The following is a 19,347-nucleotide window of genomic DNA, read 5'->3' as shown; positions in this document are numbered from 1 at the left end:
TAGCCTTCTTTGCCTCGTTCGTTGAAAATCGTACCGTTACGTTGGCTTCGTACGCAGCAACTCGTCCTGCAGATCCTCGCTGAGATCCACTCGGGTAAAGTGGGAGAGTGAGAGTTGCCATCGTAACTGGAGCAGCGCAGGGTATCGGGCGTCGCACTTCCGAAGTTTTGGCTCAGGCCGGTTATGCCCTTTTGCTGCTCGATCTGCAGCCCTGCGAAAACTTACTCGCACTGCGTGCGGCGGGCTGTGACGTTGAAGCACTCAGCGGCGACATCGCTGACGAAACTTTCATCGCATTGGCGATGACGGTCGTCATGAAACGTTGGGGCCGAGTCGATGTTCTTGTCAATAATGCAGGCATTAGTTTCATCGCTCCCGCTGAGACGATTGAAGCTTCCGCATTTCGACGCGTGCTTGAGATAAATCTTGTTGCACCGTTTGTTCTTTCGCGTACATTCGGCTCCATCATGCTCGCGCAGCGTGAGGGCAGTATTGTGAATGTTGCCTCCATCGCCGGTCTGGTAGGTGTGAGTGATCGCACCGCCTATAACGCTTCGAAACATGGTTTGATCGGACTGACTCGTACTCTTGCCGGAGAGTGGGGAGGCCGTGGGGTTCGAGTCAACGCTGTGTGTCCGGGCTGGGTGAAAACAGAGATGGATCTCGCCGATCAGGCGAGCGCTGGCTACACCGACGATGACATTACTGATCGTGTTCCTATGGGGCGTTTCGCCAGTTCTGACGACATCGCTCGTGCGATCCTTTTCCTCGCTGATCCAGTACAAAGCGGCTTCATCAACGGTCAGGCCGTGGCAATTGATGGTGGTTGGACAGCCGATGGTAGCTGGCAAAGCCTGCGCACGAGCAAGCGTTCATAGCGCCACCCGCTGGCCCGCGGGGATCGAACTACGCTACAGCTCGAAGGAGCGTCTTCACAAATTCTGGCGTCCCAGAAGTTTATGCTTTGGCTGCATTGCACATCATGACACGGGATCTCCACAACTGGTTCTAGACTGATTTCACGCACGTCGGCTACCTGACCGGAAAGTATGTTGCGAGCAGCACAATAACCAATAACAAGTGGGATAACTACAAGTGGATGGGTGCATAGACGGACATGTCCGATCTACCAGTCAACAGTCCGTCGATTGAGCAGGCTGCCAAAGTCTTCATGAATTTTTTGTCACAGGGGGCCTCAGCGCAAGTCACTGCACAGCCTGCCGCAAACACTGGGTTTACGATTCAAAGCCCTCTGATTTTAAGGATTCTGGTCCTTCCCTGAATCTGTATTTCATGGATCATGATCAAGCCACAACAAACGCTGTTGAGAACGATCAAAACAGAGAATTCATCCCAAGTCATTTTGTTGGGGCAATCATCAAACGCGCTAGATGAAACCGAAAATCGCTCTCTGACACCTGACGCACTCACATGGGATGAAGAATCAACAGGAGTATGCCCGGAATGTCGTTTTACCGTCTGAGCGTTCCGATAGGTGCTGGCCAGCATCACCATCGCACTGGATGCGGCGTCGAATCCCTCCTGCTGGTCGTTCTGTCAGTACCTTTGCAATCGAGCTGTTTGGGCGTCGGTTTGGACACCCGTCTTATCCCAACATTGGTTTGGTTTTCAGGATTTATCGAGGAGATGAGAGTCTATTGGCTTGGTTGCAAGTCCTCCGGGCCACCAGTTCCAGTCTCCGGCTAGGCGAAGGAGCGCTGGACCGACCACGATTCGAACAATGGTTGCGTCGATCAACACTGCGACAGCCAGGGTGAATCCGATCATCTTGACGACGAGGAATCCGCCGAAGGTAAACGCAGCAAAGACGACGATCATGATGGCAGCGGCGCTAGTAATCAGCCCAGCGGTCCGGGCCATTCCCTCTGGGATCGCTTCCACTTCATTGAGACCGCTTCGTCTTGCTTCCAGCACCCGCGCAACAAGAAAGACCTCATAGTCCATGCTTAGTCCGAAGACAATTGCAAAGGTCACGATGGGCACCAGCGGGAAGATACTGCCTGTACCGCCGGGGACGCCCAGGAATCGGCTGCCGTAGCCGTGTTGGAAAACGATGATGAGCGCTCCGAAGGCAGCGGCAACTGAGACAAGGTTTAAGGCAATCGCCTTTACCGCAACGAATATGGATCGGAATCCGCACAGAAGTGCGAGAAACGTTCCGCCCACCACTAACGCCATTACGGATGGGAAACGGTCACGGATGATCGTTTCATAGTCAGCATTAAGGGCGGGGATGCCACCCACGAGCATGGTGGTTCCTGGGACGCCTGTTAGAGCAGGTGCGCCGGTTTTGCGAAGTTCACGAACCCAATCGACCTGTTCACGCAATGTCACCGCACCTTTTGGCAACACCTGGATCAGGGCAGCATGCCCATCGCTGCTCAGAAGTGTTCTACGTGTCTCGCGCGACAATTCCGGTAAAGAAGCACGGTTGCTCTCCGCGATGGTTGTGAGCGAGATGACGCGATCGGCGCGTTGATCTTTTTCGAGGCGCTTAGTCATGTTGTCCAGCGCATTCCATGCCGTATCGCTTTGGGCGATAGAATCCTTTGGAAACTCGACGATGATGCGCAAGGATTCCACAATACCGCCGCGGTCCATGTGTTCAAGCGCATGCAATGCTTGTACTGATTCCGCGGACTGCGGCAGCCAGTCGCCCTCAGGAACACTGGTGTCCAGATGCCGGACCTGCATCGCAAGTAGCAGCAATGGGATGCCAGCCAGCACGAGAGCGATCCAGGGGTGCGCCACGATGACTTGTCCCCATAGCCGCCAGCGAACACCGATGCATTCCGCACGATGGGAGTCCAGCTTCGGCGTGAACGGCATCTTGCCAAGATCGATGCGTGGGCCAAGCAGCGATAGCAGTGCCGGGACAAGCGTATTCGTCAACAGAACACTCAAGCTTGCGACCACACATCCTGCAATGCCAATGGAACGGATTTCGCTGATAGGAACAGTCAGTAGCGCAAGAAAACCGATACCCACCGTCGATGCGGAAATGATCAGCGTTTTACCAGCTTGACGGGCTGCGACATTTGCGGCTTCAGAGCCATTCAATCCGGATGAGATTGCTTCACGGAAGCGGCTGACCATCAGCAGACCGTAATCGATGCCAAGCCCAAGGCCCAACATAGTGGCAAGGTTCTGTACGAGAATCGACAGGTGCCAGCGATGCGCCAGGAAGCCTGTAATCGCAAGCGTGGTGGCAATGGCCAGTTCACCAATCGCCAGAGGAATCAGCGCAGCGACAAGGCTGCCGAAGGCCACCAGTAGCAACGCAAGAGTCGCGGGAATCACGAGGCTTTCGCCGCGGCGTACATCGTCCGCGCTGGCCTTCCGGATGTCGAAGTTCAGCGGAATCTCGCCGGAAAGCTGGAGCTTGATTGCGGGGTAATGTGCTTTGAGCTTGTCTTGAAGGGAAGACGCCAGTTGATGCAGACCGGGTACCAGCGACTCGACTGGTCCATCGGCTGACGATAGACCGATCAGAACGTAGGTTCCGCCGCCTCGACCGAGAAAGACAGGGTCGTGCAAGTCGAGGTAGGAGACAACACCGGAGACACCAGGTTGCGCTTTCAATCCGGTCACGATTGGTTCTAATGTCTGTGCGCCCTCGGCCGAGTCCGCGGAGGGAAGTCCCTGCACTACCAGCACCACCTGATCGACGAACGGCGAATGGAAGCGGTCTGCCAACTCATTGCGAACGGTATCAGCCTGGCTGCCTTCCACACGGGTTGCCGTCTCAAGCGAGCGTTCTGCGTGGAAGGAGAATGGGAGCAATACAAGAGCTGCTGCCAGGACGATCCCAGCCACCCAAAACCGACGCATATGCATGGAACCCATCATGTCATAGACGCCGACTTCTTTTAATAAAACGCCTTCGGGGCAAAAAATAACGAGAGATTGAGCGGTGTTCCAACATGAACCCCAGCGTGCGCATCTTACCGCGGTATACTCTCGCGGAGGTTTGGCAGCGTTGGCTGCACATTTACCCCTTCGACGCAGGAGGCACCATTCGTACTATTGCACTTCTCGCCCTGTTCGCCGCTTTCCAGCCGGGAAGCACCGATCCTCGCATTGGCTCGTGGACTCTCGTGTCCGCACAGTCCAGCATTGATCCAGCGAATAAGCTCTCCATTACACCTGTGCCGAACGGAATGCACGTGGTGATGTCAGGAGAAGCCCACCTCGACTTCACAGCGAACACCAACGGACATCAGGCTGCTGCGCCCGGTAACCTGGGCTTTAACCAGATCGAATTGCATCGTGGCGGCCGGAAGAGTGCGGATGTTCTGGAGAAGAAAGACGGGGCGCTGGTGGCTACGGTGCACGAGAAGCTCTCGAATGACGGCAACGAGTTAACGAGCACCACAACGGCTCCTGGCAAAGCACCGCAGATCACTGTGTGGACACGCACCGGTGGCGCAAAGAATCCGAAAGACCCATTCGCAGGTGAGTGGACGCAGGACCAGAGCAAGACACGGATGAAGCAGGCTTCCGTGCTCAAGATTGAGTCGGATGGCAGCGGTGGGGTCCGTTTTCTTGGGGAATACAGTTACACCGCGCGTTTTGATGGAAAGTCCTACGATGTGAAGAACTCGCGCAACGATACTGTCGCGCTTTCTCTGGCCGATCCGCACACTGTGGATGCCACGTATCGCCGTGACAACCAGGTGACGCAAAAGGACAAGTGGCAGGTCTCCAGTGATGGACAGCAGATGACGCTGTCCACCACGGCTACATTGGAGACCGGCCAACATGTGACCGAGAAGCTGGTGTTTAAGAAGCAGTAACCGAAAGTGCGTTGGAGTCGATGAGTTGTTCGCTCATCGGCTCCGCGCCATCCTCACGCACCGTGACGGAGATGATGCCCTTGCGGTTCATGAACTTCAGGATGCCGTTGACGGTATCTTCCAGCGAAGGATCCGGCTGGCCCCACGCCGAGGCATTACGTGCTGCCTGATACGTCGAGCTCTCGTAGCGCTTGAATTCCATTGCCGAAATGTTGTCGACAGAGCCCACAAGGAAGTCCAGAAGCGGGAAGAGCAGATCTTCTTTGCGGCAACGGCGGATCAACTCTGGTACGAAATCCGGCAGCAGGAATGCGTCGAACTGACGGCCCGTCGACTCTGTGATCAGACGGGTGATGTCGGTCATGTTGGAGTATTCGTCGCGCACCACGTGATACGTCTGGTTTGCTGTACCTGGCGTCATGGAAATTGCGACGATGTTGTTCGCCACAATGTCCGCCGGAACGAAGCTGACCTGATTGAGCGTGTCCACGCCGATACCATGATTCACCATGAAGGCGACAAGGCGGACAGCGATATCGAAGTTGTTGCCGCCGCCATCGACAGAAGGGCTGACAAGCGCCGGACGGAAGACACGGACCGATAAGCCCTTATCCTGTGCGGCGAAGACCACCTGTTCTGCCACCCACTTTGTCTGGCTGTAGCCGAAATCCAACAATGCCATCTCAGCATTGCAGTCGGTCTCAAATAGAGATGCCTTGTGGGCCCAGCCATGGATGAACGTCGTCGAAACGTAGTTGAACTCTTTCGAACGCCCCTCAAAGGCCATGCGAAGGATTTCGTTGGTGCCCAACACGTTCGCGTCGCGCATCATGTCATAGTTGAACAGGTAGTTTACGGTCGCGCCGTTATGGAAGATGGTGTCGATTTCGGTGGTAAGGAAATCCCACGCATCCTGCATGAGTCCAAGGCCCGGTTGCCCAAGATCGCCACAAACAGGCACAATGCGCGCTTCAAACATTTCCATCAACTCTGGGGCGACGGTTCCCATGGACTCCATCGCCGTCTTCAGGCGCTGCTTGCCTAGGATCTCGTTGGAAGCGCGAACCAGCACATGGATGGTTGCATGTGTCTGTTCCAGAAGGCTCTTCATCAGGAACGGCCCGATGAAGCCTGTGCCTCCCGTAAGCAGGATCTGCTTGGGTGCTGGAACTTCCGGCACGGGCAACGGTGCAGGCGGATCAAAGAGAAGCTTGCAGTCATTGCGCATCATGTCACGTTCCAGAGCTGCCTGCTCTTCACGGAATGCGGCGAGGAATGTTCTCAGATGCTCAAGAGCCTCTTCAGGAGCGCTTTCCAGCTGATCTGCCAGGCCAAATAGCTCTGCAACGCTGACTCGCTGCACAAGGCCAATATCCACCTGCCGTGCAAGCAGTTCGGCGCCCTTATCCTTGAGCAGTTCCTTCAGTTCGTGCATGAAGGTGACTAAATCCAGTGAATCCAGGCCCGCCTCAATGAGGTTGTATGACTCCTGGCCGGTCAGGTTATAACGCGTCTTCAATTCCGCAAATGGCGTATTCATGTCAACGGACGATTCGTCTGTATTGACATCGCTGTCACGCGAGAAGTCCGACAGCACATTGAACTCGCCAGTCAGCCACATCTGCTTGGCTTTGTTGCGCATGATCTTCCCAGAACTCGTTCTGGGAATGGCGCGTGGCGCAATGAGCGCTATTACGGCTACTTCCACGTTGAGGTAATTCCGAACAGCAGTGGCGATCTTGCGCGCATCCGGAAAGACCTTCGGATTCTTTACTTCAGCAACAATCGCGAGTGCCGGTTCGTTGTCCTCGTGAATTTGGAAGGCAGCCACGCAATTATGGCGAACCAGGCTGGAAGACTTCTCCACGACGTTTTCGATGTCGTGCGGGTAGTAATTCTGCCCACGGAGAATGATCATGTCCTTGATGCGCCCGCAAACGTAGAGTTCACCCGCGTGCATGAAGCCAAGGTCGCCGGTGCGCAGGAAGCCGTCGTCGTATGGTGTGTCGTCGACGATGCGCGCACGAAACTGCTTCAGCGTCAGTTCAGCGTTGTTCCAATAGCCCTGACACTTGCCCGCACCAGCCAACCAAATTTCGCCAATGCGTCCGTCCGGTAGCGAAAGGTGCGTTTCCGGATCGACGATTCTCAAATCGAGACCAGGAATCGGTTTTCCGCAGCTTACGATCTGCTTGGCATTGTCGATCTCGGAGACTTCGGTGGTCATCCGAGCTTTGCCAAGCGCCAGAGCGCGCTTGTTCACCGAGACGATATTGCGTCCATGCAGGGTAACGGCAAGCGTATTCTCAGCCAGTCCATACGCAACATAGAAAGCCTCGGCCTTCAGGCCATATGCCTGGAAGGTTTCCAGGAAGCGGATGTAGGTATCGGGCTTGACCGGTTCGGCTGCGCACATCAATACCAGCAGCGAACTCAGATCACAGGATTCCAGCGTTTCCTTTGGCAGCCGGCCCTTGCGCAGGCAATAGTCGTAGGCAAAGTTTGGAGCGGCCGTAGACGTGGCACGATACTTGGACATCGTCTCGAACCACAACGCCGGGCGTTGAATGAAGTCCATGGACGCGAATCCGTACGTGGTGCCTCCGCGCAAGGCTGGGTACAGGTAGCAGCCGATCAACCCCATGTCGTGGTACTGCGGCAGCCATGACACCACGATCGGAGACTCGTTCTCAACCACGAGCGCAGCTGTCGACAGGATGTTCTCATGGGATACGACGACTCCCTTGGGCTCCATGGTTGAGCCTGAGGTGTACTGCAGAAACAGAATCTTCGATGGCTCCACAATCGGCACGTCGATTGTGGGGTCGATGAAGTCTTCTGTAGTGACCCAGGGCAGGCCGGAGATGTAGTCCACGTCTACGCCGGAGGTGGAAACGCCGCTCCGAGTGAGATTGGTCTTCAGTGACGCGTGGTAGTCACGGCTCGTCAGAACGCCAGCTGACTGGCAGTCCTTGGCGATATGAACCATCTTGTACAGGGCACTTTGGAAGCCGCGAGAGCTTGGCGGGTAGACGGGCACGGGAATCATGCCGGCGCGTACGCAACCAAAAAACGCGCAAAGCATTTCAAGTCCCGGGGGGTAGGCAAGCAGCAAGCGGTCGCCCGCCGTGAAACGGCCGTCGTTCAACAAGTGTCCGGCTACGGCTCGAATTCGGTCGAGGAACGAGGCGTAGGTGTAGCTCTCAAGCGGATCGCCATCTACATCGAGAAACGAATACAGAAGTTTATCCGGGTGTTCAGCTGCCAATAGCTGCAGTTGGCCCAAAATCGATGGCGTGGTCAATCAGCAATCTCCCAAAACGACGAAACGAAAATTTGTAGAACGAAACTTCCCTCGCCAGAAGCGGGGTGAATGCAACTGCTTCGCAAACTTGCGGACGGAACATAGAGGACGACTGTGACTATACGCGTTCATTTTCTTCAGCATGCACGCCATTTCACCTGCAGGCAGCCAGTGGTTTCTGCCAGTACTGCGGGTGTGGAATTGGACGCGCAGCTCAACTGAGCGCATATGAGCAGAACGGAGACTAGGTTCAGAACAGTTCAATCGACGTTATGGTAGCAAAGCAAGTTTACATAGATACACACGTTTTGCCGTCTGGCTTGTCTGGGGATGTGCCTCTACAATCGCTCTTAGTGGGAACTGAGACTTCGGACGGAGGCGCCCCGAGATGTGCGCAACACAATCGGTGGTCGCTGTAGTGCCTGAGCCTGCAGACCTTGTTCCGGCAGAGAGCCAGGCAGCATTCGCGACTGAAACGGCCGGAATGGCGACCTTTCCTAAGGTGCTGCGCTACCGCCTGAATAATTTTTTCGCTGAAGCAAAAGTGTCTCCAAAGGCTGACAGCACCATGTGGGGCAAGATCGCCCTAGGAATGGCGGTGTTAGCTGCAAGCTGGATCACGCTGTACATACACCGACCAGGTTCTTGGAAATTCCTATCCCTTTACGTTCTTGGCGGACTTGCCCAGACGTTTCTTTTGCTGAATATTGCCCACGACAGCAACCACAATGCGATTTCGACTCGTCCGGCGGTCAACAAGACCCTAAACTATGTCTTCGACTTGTGCGGCATTAGCTCGTACATGTGGCGCATCCTCCACCATCGCGGCCACCACTCTTGCATCAACCTTCACGGCGAAGACGATGCGATCGAAGGGCGTGGCCTATTCCGTTTTACGCCGCATGATCCGCGCACAGCCCTGCACCGGTTCCAGCACATCTATGCGTTGTTCCTTTATGCTCTGTTTTCGCTGGAATATGTGTTTGTCCGCGATTTCCAAAGCTTCTTCTTCCCGGCCCATGATTACCTCACGCGTACGAAGCATCCTGTCCGCGAGTACGTCATCCTGTTCTCAGGTAAAGCGTTCTATCTGACTTACATGCTGGTGCTGCCCATTTTGGTGATGCAGGAGCCCGTTCTACTGGTTGTGGCAGCGTTCTTCATGGTGCATCTGGTCGTCGGCATCAGTGTGGTGCTGGTCTTTCAGACGACCCATATCATTGAGGACACCTACTTTCCGTTGGATCGTGGCGAATTTGAGAATGGCGTGTATCACGTGTTCGCCACGACGGCTGACTATGCGACGGAGAATCCGATGGTTGGCTGGCTTGTCGGCGGACTCAATCACCATGTCGCACATCATCTTTGCCCATATGTGTGCCATACCCACTACGCGCCGCTGACCAGGATTATTAAAGAAACGGCCGAAGAATTCGGTGTCCCGTACCGGCAGCATCCCACGATGTGGCGTGCCATTTGGTATCACCTGACTCTTTTGAAGCAATTGGGAACTGAGAACTGATTCTGCATATGAACACACCGACATCTATTCCTGCTGTTTCCCGGTTTCGCTCCTTCGCGGATTCTCGCGCTATGTTTCAGAATCCGCTTCAGATTCTGAGCAAGTATCACGACACTCTTGGGGATACCTTCCGGTTCTATTTAGGAGGCCTGAAAGAGGCGATCGTGACTATCGATCCCGCGATTGTTCAGCACGTGCTGAAGACGAACCATGAGAACTATGAGAAGTCAGACATTCAGGTAAAGCGGATGGGGCATTTTCTGGGTAAGGGATTGCTGACCACGCACGGCGAGGCCTGGAAGACTCAGCGCCGCCTTATTCAGAAGGGCTTTTCTCCGAAGCAACTCGATGCGCTCTCCACCATCATGCAGGACTCGCTGACCGATTCGCTGCGGATCTTCGACAGCCACATTCAGAAGGGCCCGGTTGATATTTATCCGCACATGATGGAGATTACCTTCTCGATGGTTGCGCGTTCGTTGTTTGGAGCGCGTCTGAAAGCGGAGGATATTTCCCTTGTCAGCGATACCATCTGCACCGTTCAGGAATTCATCGTTAAGCAGACGCTGCAGCCGTATCTGAATCCGTGGTTCGAGGTGTCGGGGGAACTACGCAAGCACGAGGAGATGCGCGTTCGTGCTGACGCTGTTCTGATGAGCTACATCAAAAAGCGTCGCGATGAACCACCCAGTGACGACCTGCTGCAGACCTTGATGGATGCTCGTTATACCGACGGTGAAGGAATGAGTGACGAACTCATCCTTAGCGAGAGCATGCAGCTACTCGTCGCCGGTCATGAGACATCGTCCAACTCATTGTCATGGTTGTTGTATCTACTGAGTTCACGGCCAGATGTCCTGGAACAAATGAGGCAGGAGTTTGATTCCGTCCTTGGTGATCGTCAGGTGAGTCATGGAGATGTGCCGAAGCTCGAATACTCTACGCAGGTCGTTCAGGAGTCCTTGCGTCTCTACCCTCCGTTCTGGATGATTGATCGCATTGCAGTGGCTGACGACCGCGTGGGAGACACAGTGATTCCGGCCGGATCGACTGTCATCGTGTACGTCTATGGTGCACATCATGCTTCTGCCCACTGGCAGAAGCCAGAGGAGTTCGATGCGGAACGGTTCGTCAAAGGCAGCGACAAGCTGCGAACGCCCTTCACGTACTTCCCGTTCGGCGGCGGGCCCCGTGGCTGCATTGGCTTGCACTACGCCATGCTGCAAATCCTCATGATCCTCAAAGAGCTTCTTACGAAGTACGATTTCGAGGTACCTCCGGGCCAGACTATCGAGCCGCGCGCCATGGTGATCCTGCGCCCGAAGCATGGTATTCGCATGAGCTTTAACGGAATTACTGAACCCGCGACATGCGTTGCTTAAGCCATGCATCGAGCTTTGCTTCTGTAAGCATAGGATTTTCCTTTTAGGCTAGCTCTAAACTGCCCGCTATAACAGGATTAAATCTTTAGCTGAGTTGCTTCTACGTAGCTAGATTCCCAATTAAGATAGATGCACTTGGTTGGTCGAATCATTGCGATGCCTCGTTGTAGGGCATATGAGAGCACCAGCGGTTTCAGAAGAGAACCTGGTGTGGCTGGATGCTATTCGCATACGCTAACCAACAGTCTTCCAATCGGGCAATATGCCCGAGCCTTTGCCAACGCGAAGCTGCTCTTGCAGAACCTTGCTGTTGATGGATGTAGGCTCACTATGCGTTTGCATGCGAGTGGTTGAAACCTCATTTGGATACACTTTGGAGCTTTGGAGAGAAAACTCTCCAAGACTTGTGCACGAAGTGATTCCAAACACTGCCACCAGAAAAACGCATAGGATAGTTTTTCTCGTCAATCGTCGAGTCGCGTTGCCTATCGACTAAGCCAGAGATGGCATACTGATCTTTTGCCTTGTGGCATTTGCTTTGGGTGAGTCGTACATGATTCGAAAACGTTAGGCAACTACTCTCGAAGCCATGTTTTGCACGTTCACCGTGCCATCTTGGTCGGTAAGGTTGCACAGCTACTTTGAGGGGCGTATTAGGTTGGCGGCAATGAGACTGACTCAGCGTGCATTTTCGGAATCCGGATTCGTGCACTTCCACACGTTCTTCCGTATAGCACCCGCTATGTTCGCCGTATGTTAGCAAAGATAGTCTTCTTCAGATTCAACCTCGTGGTCTCACATTGACGGAAGCGAATTCTGAAGACTGATGTTATTGATTGTAGGGGCGGAAGCAGGTGGTCTAACGATGGCGGCCAAGCCTTCCAACGTAGGATTGCTATGCACTCCGATACCACCAGATGCCGAAGTATCGCTATCGGCAATCAAGCGATAACGAGTTCCACCAGGTGGGAAGTGCGCAAGTATCCCTTGAGTCCAGCGAATATTCACAGACGGCGGCCCGTCTATCCCGCCTATATGGACGTCCGCGAGGCGTTATGGGTGCAGCGGATGAACGGCTATACAGTCGATCGAAGTGGCGGAACCTGCGACTGCATGTGATTGGATCAAGGCTTCGAAATACTTTGGAAGTCTTCCCCCGTTTGCCGCACGGAGTTTTGTCGCCAGGGAATCACGACGACTTGCACTGTTCAGGAACTGGATCGCTGCTTCGGTGCCTTCGCGTCGAAGACCTTGTACCAGCAAAGTGGAGCCTTGGTCGGTCACACTTGGCATGACGGAAATGGTGGCATAGTCTTCGCCGGAGTACCCAGTAGGTTCATGCACAGCGTAGAACGCCTGTTCGCCCGGTCTTGGCACACGATTGTCAATGTACCTGGATCCGTGAGGGCCACTTTCGATGAAGCGAAAGTTCATCTTCGGTTCGTATAGTTCCACCCAGGGGTTCGAGTTCTTGGCGCCCACGATGATGAAGTTTCCAGTCAGCATCGTCTCGCCGTTTACTTCCTTAGCAGAGCGAAATACCAACTTGTCATGCAGCGATCCGGCAAGCAGGGTCAGGACTGAGGCGGCACGTGCGTCCGTCATGGACGTGATCTGCGAGTCCTGTAGGTAGTGGAACAGGCTTAACTCCCCACGGGAAGCATTCTCTGGGATCAGCCCCTTGGTGTACTTGTGGTCGACATACTCATCCAACGTGACCTGCCGATCCCCGAGTAGGCGCAGCACATAGCTGACATCGGCCAGCACGACAGTGGTCGGTCGCTGCCGATCCACCACCTCGTTCAGCGGCCAAGGCGGCAACGCGACCGATGCGGAACGATACCATCGCGTCCATCCTGCAATCGCAACGAGAGCCATGACCGCAACCACGGCCCATGGAAACCATGTTGATAGTGTTTGCTTTCCGGTTGCCTGCTCCAAAGCAGCGGGGGCAGAGGTGGTAGTTGGCGTCGGATCTGCTCCAGCATCCGAAGACAGCACATGCCTCGGCTGGAATGCCAATGCATAACCACCCTTAGGAATCTCGATGATGGTGCGCTCGTCGGCTCCGGCGGATTGGAAGTACTCGTAGAGTCGCAGCCGCAATTGCCTTACGTACACCCGGACGGAGCTGTCCTCCGTCGGGCTAAAGTCGGCGGTCTTTTCGAATACAGCGCGCCCAATGGCCTGTTCGGTCAGTCCTGCACGATCACCTTGCAGGGTACAAGTGGCCAGATAACGAAGCAGTACAGGCAATCGGCTCGACTTTTGGAACGGCTCACTATTGGCAATCCTCTCCACCAACGGCAGATGCTCGCTGCCGTGCGCAGGCACGCTTGCGGCGGGCGCCGGGACGTCGTTGTTTTCACGAATGGGGGGAAGGACGGTCGCCATACTTCTTCAAAACACTTTCGGTTGCTAGCCAACGGTACAAAAACCGCACCTACAGTCGCAAGCGGGGCTTATCGATTTGCGGCCCGAAACCGTGCTTTGCTCAGTTGATCATCCAATGTAAGTGCTTCTCTATCAATATTTAACAATGTCTTAACAATGTTTTCTGGGCTAAGCACTTGGCAACGGTTAGCGGCCATAACGACTGTATCGATTGTTCCGAAAACAGCCCTGCCATCGAAGCCAAACCACGATCCAGAAGCGGGCGAGGAACAACAAAGGAGTCCTTGTTATGTTTCGTTCCCGGCATCTGGCCATTGCCGCCGTTCTTGTTTTACCTGCCGCTACTCTAGTTGCGCAGGACACCTCCGCCCGGCTTTCCGGCACTGTGAGTGATCCAACCGGCGCCGTCATCCCAGGCGCAAAGCTGACCCTGACCAATCCCGCTACTAAGGCAGAGGTCGCCCACGCCACCAGTGACGAACGCGGCGTCTACAACGCTCTCCAACTACCTCCTGGAACGTACACGCTCTCAGTGGAAGCACCCGGTTTCCAGCGCACCGAGACCCAGGTACAGCTTTCCGTCGCCTCGCGCGTTGACCTGCCCATCACCCTCGCTCTTGGCAATGTCGGAGAGACGGTCATCGTGACCACCAAGGCAGAGGAGCTAAATCGCAGCGACGCGACGATCTCCACCCTCATCAGCCCCAGCGACGTCCAGAACCTTCCTCTGCCAAATCGCGAGATCACCAACCTCATCGCATTGGCGCCCGGAGTAGTGCATGGTGGCAATGCCACCAACGTGAACTCCGCTCAGTTGTCCATTAACGGCAGCCGTACCCTCAACTCCGAAACGCTGCTCGACGGCAACTCGGTCGTCGAAGGGGTCACCGGTCAGATCAGCCGTCTGCCCTCACCGGACATGATCGGCGAGTTTCGCGTCATCACCTCGAACGCTCCAGCGGAATACGGCCGCACCTCCGGCGGTGTGGTCACCATGCTGACCCGCAGCGGTTCCAGCAAATTCCATGTGGGTGTGTACGAACTCTTCCGCAACGCCGTCCTGAACGCCAACACTTTTGGTAACAAGCTGCAGACGCCCGTACAAAAGCGTCCTGCCAACAACTACAACCAGTTCGGTGTTGTGCTTAGCGGTCCTGTCTGGATCCCCAAGGTCTACAACGGCAAAGAGAAGACGTTCTTCTACCTGAACTACGACCAGACTTTGCAGCGTGCAGCCGCTTCGCAAACGCAGAGTGTGCCAAGTGCAGCTTTCCGTTCCGGTGATTTCTCCGCGTCGCCTGTCATCGTCTACGACCCGCTTACCAACCTGCCGTTTGCTGGAAACAAGATCCCGGCGGGTCGCATCGACAAGACCGCGGCTGCATACATGGCTCTGCTGCCGTTACCGAATACGACCGGCACTTTTGACAGTGTGAGTAACCGCTACACGAACAATTACACCTTCCAGAACTCGCCACCCTATACGGCTCCACGTTATTCAGGCCGCATTGATCATGCCATTGGTGACAACATCCGTCTGTTGGGAAGTGTGAACCGCTGGATCGCAGCGACCATTGCGCAACAGGCTTTCAATAACCCCATCCTGGCTACTGCTCCCGGTTGCAACTGCGATCAAGGATGGCAGGCCGTTGTGGGTGGCACAGTCACTGTGAATCCGACCACCGTGGTGGACGTTCGTTTTGGCTTCAACCGCTGGGTGGAAGAACGTACCGCTCCCAGCTTGGGGACTGATCCGTCACAGACGGTAGGCATTCAGCGCTATTCCTACAAGGAAACGCCCGCCATCAACATCTCCAGTTACAGTACCTTTGGAGCAACCAACGGATCGACCAGCCAGACCTACAGCAACACGTTCACACCCTATGGCTCTGTCACCAAGGTGATCGGTCCGCATACGTTTAAGGTTGGCGCCCTCCTGCGTAAGGACCAGGTGAACGTCTTCAATACCGGTTCGTCCTTCCAGGGGTCCTATAGCTTCACTGGTGCCGTCACAGACATTACCGGGTCTGGCGGCAAAGCTACGAATGCTCTGGCAGACTTCCTGCTGGGTTCCGTTAAAACTTCAAGCTACGCCATACCGCAGCCGCTACTCGGTCGTCGCAATTTCAACATCGGCGTCTACATTCAGGACGACTACCGTATCACTCCTAAGCTCACCGCGAACATCGGCCTCCGCTACGACTATGAGTCGCCCATGTATATCGCCACTGATCGTTACAGCCGCTTTGACAACCGGACGGGCGTCCTTCTGGTGGCGAACAAGAACGCTTCTCGCACGCTCAATATCGACGCGGCCAAGCTGAACTTCTCACCACGCATCGGTCTGTCTTTCGCGCCTAACAACAAGATGGTGATGCGCGCAGGCTTTGGCACCTTCTACGGACAGATCATGTCCAATCTTGGTGGCCAGGTTTCGTTCCCTGGCTATGACGTGCCGGTCAACTTCAATAACCTTGGCACACGCGTGGCGCAGCCCTTCACGCTCAACCAAGGCATGCCGCTTATCGGTGTGCAGGACCTGAATAATCCGGCAGCGGCACTAGCATCCGCAACACCATCCAGTCCGTTCTCTCCTGGTATCAGCTATCAGAGCATCAATCCTCTGAGCCTCAACCAGCAGTGGAATGCCAGCGTTCAGCAATCTATTGGGGCTGGCACAGTCATCGAAATCGGCTACGTCGGCAGTCATGCCGTTCACTTGCCGCTCTATCTCAATGACAATCTCCCCGCATTCAACCAAGCCACAGCCGTGGCATATGCGAACACCACATTGGCAACGCAGAATGCTCGCCAATTTTCGAGCCTGGGCTCGTTGCCGGGATCGTACAACGTGGGTTCGTCCAGCTATAACAGCCTGCAAGTCACGGCACGTCGGCGTTTTGGTAGCGGCTTCTCCATGCAAAGCTCGTACACGTGGTCGCACACCATCGACGACGGTTCGGGTATCTTCAACTTCTCGCAAGCGAATGGCTTGAATGCAGGGCAGTATCCATCTGACTCGAACATTCGCCGCACACAGGAACGCAGCAACTCTGCCTTCGATGTGCGGAACAACTACACCCTAGCTATCTCATACAAGACGCGCGGCCCCTGGTTCACGCGCAACATTGAAATCAGTCCCATCTTCACAGGCCGCACCGGTCTGCCGCTCACGATTACGCAATCTAACCAGTTCCCAGGCGTCAACAGCCAACGCCCAAATGGCAATGACAAGATGCTGAAGGTCACGCCCTATCGCAATGGAGCAGGCTTGCAGTACTTCAAACCAACCAGCGCGGCAGACTTTCCTCTCACGCCCAGCGGCCCGGTCTTCATTGGCACAGGCGCCGCCCGTACACAGGTTGTTGCAACCGGGCTCGGCAATGTAGGCCGTTACAGCGTACGCGCGCCGGGAGAAGTGGATCTGGACGTATCCGCGCAACGCAGCTTCCCGATCTATAAGGAAGTCGCATTCGTCTTCCGTGTAGATGCCTTTAACGTGTTGAACCACAACAGTCTCGGCAACCCGGGCACATCGCTCGGACTTACCACCGATGCCACCCACGCCTATTTCAACGCACCGTCTTTCGGTCTCATTACCAGCTCGGTCTCCAACCGGTTCCTGCAGATCGTCACTCGTATCAACTTCTAACTTCACAGCGTATGGCCGGAGTTTCACTTCGGCCATACGCTGTGAATGGTCATCACGGCGGGACCGCCGCCACGGTAGGGTTGTCCCGTCATGCATCGTCTGCTTAAGCTCGTCGTTCTCCTATCACTCGCATCTTGCGAATTGACTTGTGCCAAAGCGCAATCCCTCTTTCTATCGCCCGCAGACATTGCCGCACGCAAACAGCTTGCGGAGCAACAACCATGGGCAAAAGCAAGCCTCAATTTGCTTTTGAAGGAGGCAGACGACTTTCCTGCGTCGTACATCAAGCGCTTCGGCACGCCCGATTCTGCACCGCCTCCCGAAGGCGGTGCATGGTTGCACTGGTATGCCTGTCCGGAAAGCGGCAGACCGCTGCAGTTCCATCCGCCTGATCAGAACATCTGCCCAGACACAGGCAAGAACTTTACGGGTTATCCATATGACCACGTGGTGTATGAGCTCCGTAACGATGCGTTGGGTGAAGCTGCCATCGCCTCTGCGCTTGCTTATCAGTTCACAAAGAAGCTCACCTATGCGAAAGCCGCCGCAAACATCCTTAAGGATTACGCACGCGTATACCCCACATACAAACTTCACGACATTAATAACAAGCCCGGCCCGAACGGTGCCATGGCCTACGCGCAGACGCTCGATGAATCCATCTGGCTCATCAAAATCGCGTGGACTTACGACCTTATCCGAGATGTGGGTGTGCTCACCGCAGCAGAGAAGCAGAGCATAGAGCACGATGTATTGAGAGCATCCGCGGCAGTTGTGTTGAAAGCGCACAAAGAGCCCACGATGAACATTCAGTCATGGATCAATGCCGGTGCTGCTGCTGTTGGCTTCACACTGAACGACAAGCCGCTTATCACGGAAGCCATCGATGGTCCCATTGGCTTCCGTTATCAGATGCAGCACTTTGTTCACGAAGGCTTTTGGGCAGAGGGGGCGTGGGGTTATCAGTTCTACGCCATGCGTGCTCTCACGATGACTGCGCAAATGGCATCGCGCAAAGGCATGGACCTGTGGAAGCAGGAGCCGAATCTGCTCGCGCTCTTTCACTCGCCCTTGGGTGTGTTGTTGCCAGATGGAAGTCTGCCTGCATTCAACGATAGCGGTTCGCCCAACTTGTATGGGCAATCATTTCTCTACGAAGTGGCATACGCCGCGACTCATGATCCCATGCTTCTCAACGTTATCGAACACGGCGCGCGTGGCGATCGCGAGGCTTTCCTCTTTGGCGCGCCCCAACTTCCCAAAGCCGCGGCTCCCCGACTTGCAAGTGCTGTCTTTCCCGAGGCTGGCTACGCCACACTGCGTTCGTCAACGAGCGACCTCACCGCCATCATGAAATTTGGACCGCATGGCGGAGGACATGGCCACTATGACAAGTTGAACTTCGTCCTGTACTCGCACGGCATCACCCTTGCAGAAGATCCCGGCACTCACTTTTACGGACTGCCCATTCATAAGGAATGGGACGCGATGACCATTGCACACAACACCATCTCGGTCGACGGTCAGCGGCAGGCACAAGCTACCGGTAAGCTACTGGATTGGCATGTGGGTGATGGCTGGACGGTAGTACGCGCAGATGCTGGTCCTGCATACGCCAATGCAAGCCTGCAGCGGACCATGCTTCTCACACCGGGCTATGTCCTCATCATCGACCACTGCGAATCAAAGGACGGACAGGCTCATAACTTTGATTGGGCGTATCACAACGTCGGCACGGAATCTATGCTCAGCCCAGTGGATATGAAGCCATATACCTTTACTGCATCCAACGGGTATCAGCACCTCTCGCACGTGCTGCATGGCAGCACCGAGACTGACGTCAAGGTGCGCTTTGTAGCAGAGCATATGCCATCGGCGTCTAACTCGGACTCAAACAGTCCACCAGCAACTTATGATTCCGCACCGCTAAACATCTCTACGCAAATAGCTCGCTCACAACTTGCACTACAGATGCTTGGCGGGCCGGGAACCGAAATCTTTACCGGCGACGCACCAAGCAGGGAATCCCAGTTAGCTGTCCCGTTCATCGTTGTTCGTAGAAAAGGAACCTCCGTTACGTTCGCTACGCTCCTGGCCACATCTGACACTTTGCCATCCAGCGGCAGGATGATACCTCGTCTTAGTCAGACTTCAGACGGAACCTTCCAAGTTGAGACGACGGAAGGCATGGATACCTTCTCCGCGGGCAACGGGGATAAGTTCCAACACAGAGCGAAATAGGTCGATAGCTGCTACTTCACTCGGTGTTTCTCGGA

General features: G+C 55.1%; 9 protein-coding genes. 6 read left to right on the top strand and 3 right to left on the bottom strand.

The annotated features are described in order from the left end of the window. Positions 1-107: 107 nt before the first annotated feature. Positions 108-878 carry an SDR family NAD(P)-dependent oxidoreductase gene (locus BLT38_RS08725; protein ID WP_083344819.1) on the top strand — a complete coding sequence of 257 codons (771 nt, stop codon included), beginning with the start codon at positions 108-110 and terminating at the stop codon, positions 876-878. A 751-nt stretch (positions 879-1,629) separates the two neighbouring features. On the opposite strand, the gene BLT38_RS08720 is transcribed toward BLT38_RS08725, so the two are convergent. Beyond that, positions 1,630-3,852, bottom strand: a complete 2,223-nt coding sequence (locus tag BLT38_RS08720) for an MMPL family transporter (protein WP_172838199.1) — start codon at positions 3,850-3,852, stop codon at positions 1,630-1,632. A 92-nt stretch (positions 3,853-3,944) separates the two neighbouring features. Here BLT38_RS08720 and BLT38_RS08715 point away from each other — a divergent pair, with 92 nt between their 5' ends. After that, positions 3,945-4,817 (top strand): hypothetical protein, encoded by an 873-nt coding sequence (locus BLT38_RS08715; RefSeq protein WP_083344817.1) that lies wholly within the window; start codon positions 3,945-3,947, stop codon positions 4,815-4,817. Here the strand turns inward: BLT38_RS08715 and BLT38_RS08710 are convergent. After that, entirely contained in the window at positions 4,804-8,121 is a 3,318-nt protein-coding gene (locus tag BLT38_RS08710; protein WP_083344816.1) for a thioester reductase domain-containing protein, read from the bottom strand. The two genes, BLT38_RS08715 and BLT38_RS08710, sit on opposite strands and share 14 nt — an antisense overlap. Before the next feature lie 418 nt (positions 8,122-8,539). On the opposite strand from BLT38_RS08710, the gene BLT38_RS08705 reads away from it, so the two are divergent. Next, positions 8,540-9,643, top strand: coding sequence for a fatty acid desaturase family protein (locus tag BLT38_RS08705; RefSeq protein WP_172838198.1), 1,104 nt, complete (start codon positions 8,540-8,542; stop codon positions 9,641-9,643). A gap of 71 nt (positions 9,644-9,714) precedes the next feature. Next, positions 9,715-11,025, top strand: a complete 1,311-nt coding sequence (locus tag BLT38_RS08700) for a cytochrome P450 (RefSeq protein ID WP_172838197.1) — start codon at positions 9,715-9,717, stop codon at positions 11,023-11,025. A 1,053-nt stretch (positions 11,026-12,078) separates the two neighbouring features. Here BLT38_RS08700 and BLT38_RS08695 read toward each other — a convergent pair. Next, on the bottom strand, positions 12,079-13,419 hold the full coding sequence (locus BLT38_RS08695; protein WP_083344813.1) for a hypothetical protein: 1,341 nt from the start codon (positions 13,417-13,419) through the stop codon (positions 12,079-12,081). 289 nt (positions 13,420-13,708) lie between these two features. Here BLT38_RS08695 and BLT38_RS08690 point away from each other — a divergent pair, with 289 nt between their 5' ends. Together BLT38_RS08690 and BLT38_RS08685 are read left to right on the top strand one after the other, a co-directional pair. Then, entirely contained in the window at positions 13,709-17,071 is a 3,363-nt protein-coding gene (locus BLT38_RS08690) for a TonB-dependent receptor (RefSeq protein ID WP_083344812.1), read from the top strand. A 90-nt stretch (positions 17,072-17,161) separates the two neighbouring features. Next, on the top strand, positions 17,162-19,312 hold the full coding sequence (locus BLT38_RS08685) for a heparinase II/III domain-containing protein (protein ID WP_083344811.1): 2,151 nt from the start codon (positions 17,162-17,164) through the stop codon (positions 19,310-19,312). Positions 19,313-19,347 lie beyond the last annotated feature (35 nt).

The sequence above is a fragment of the Terriglobus roseus genome, from assembly GCF_900102185.1.
Classification (GTDB): domain Bacteria; phylum Acidobacteriota; class Terriglobia; order Terriglobales; family Acidobacteriaceae; genus Terriglobus; species Terriglobus roseus_A.
The sequence above is the reverse complement of the archived record's forward strand: the minus strand, read 5'-3'. Positions and strand labels throughout refer to the sequence as shown.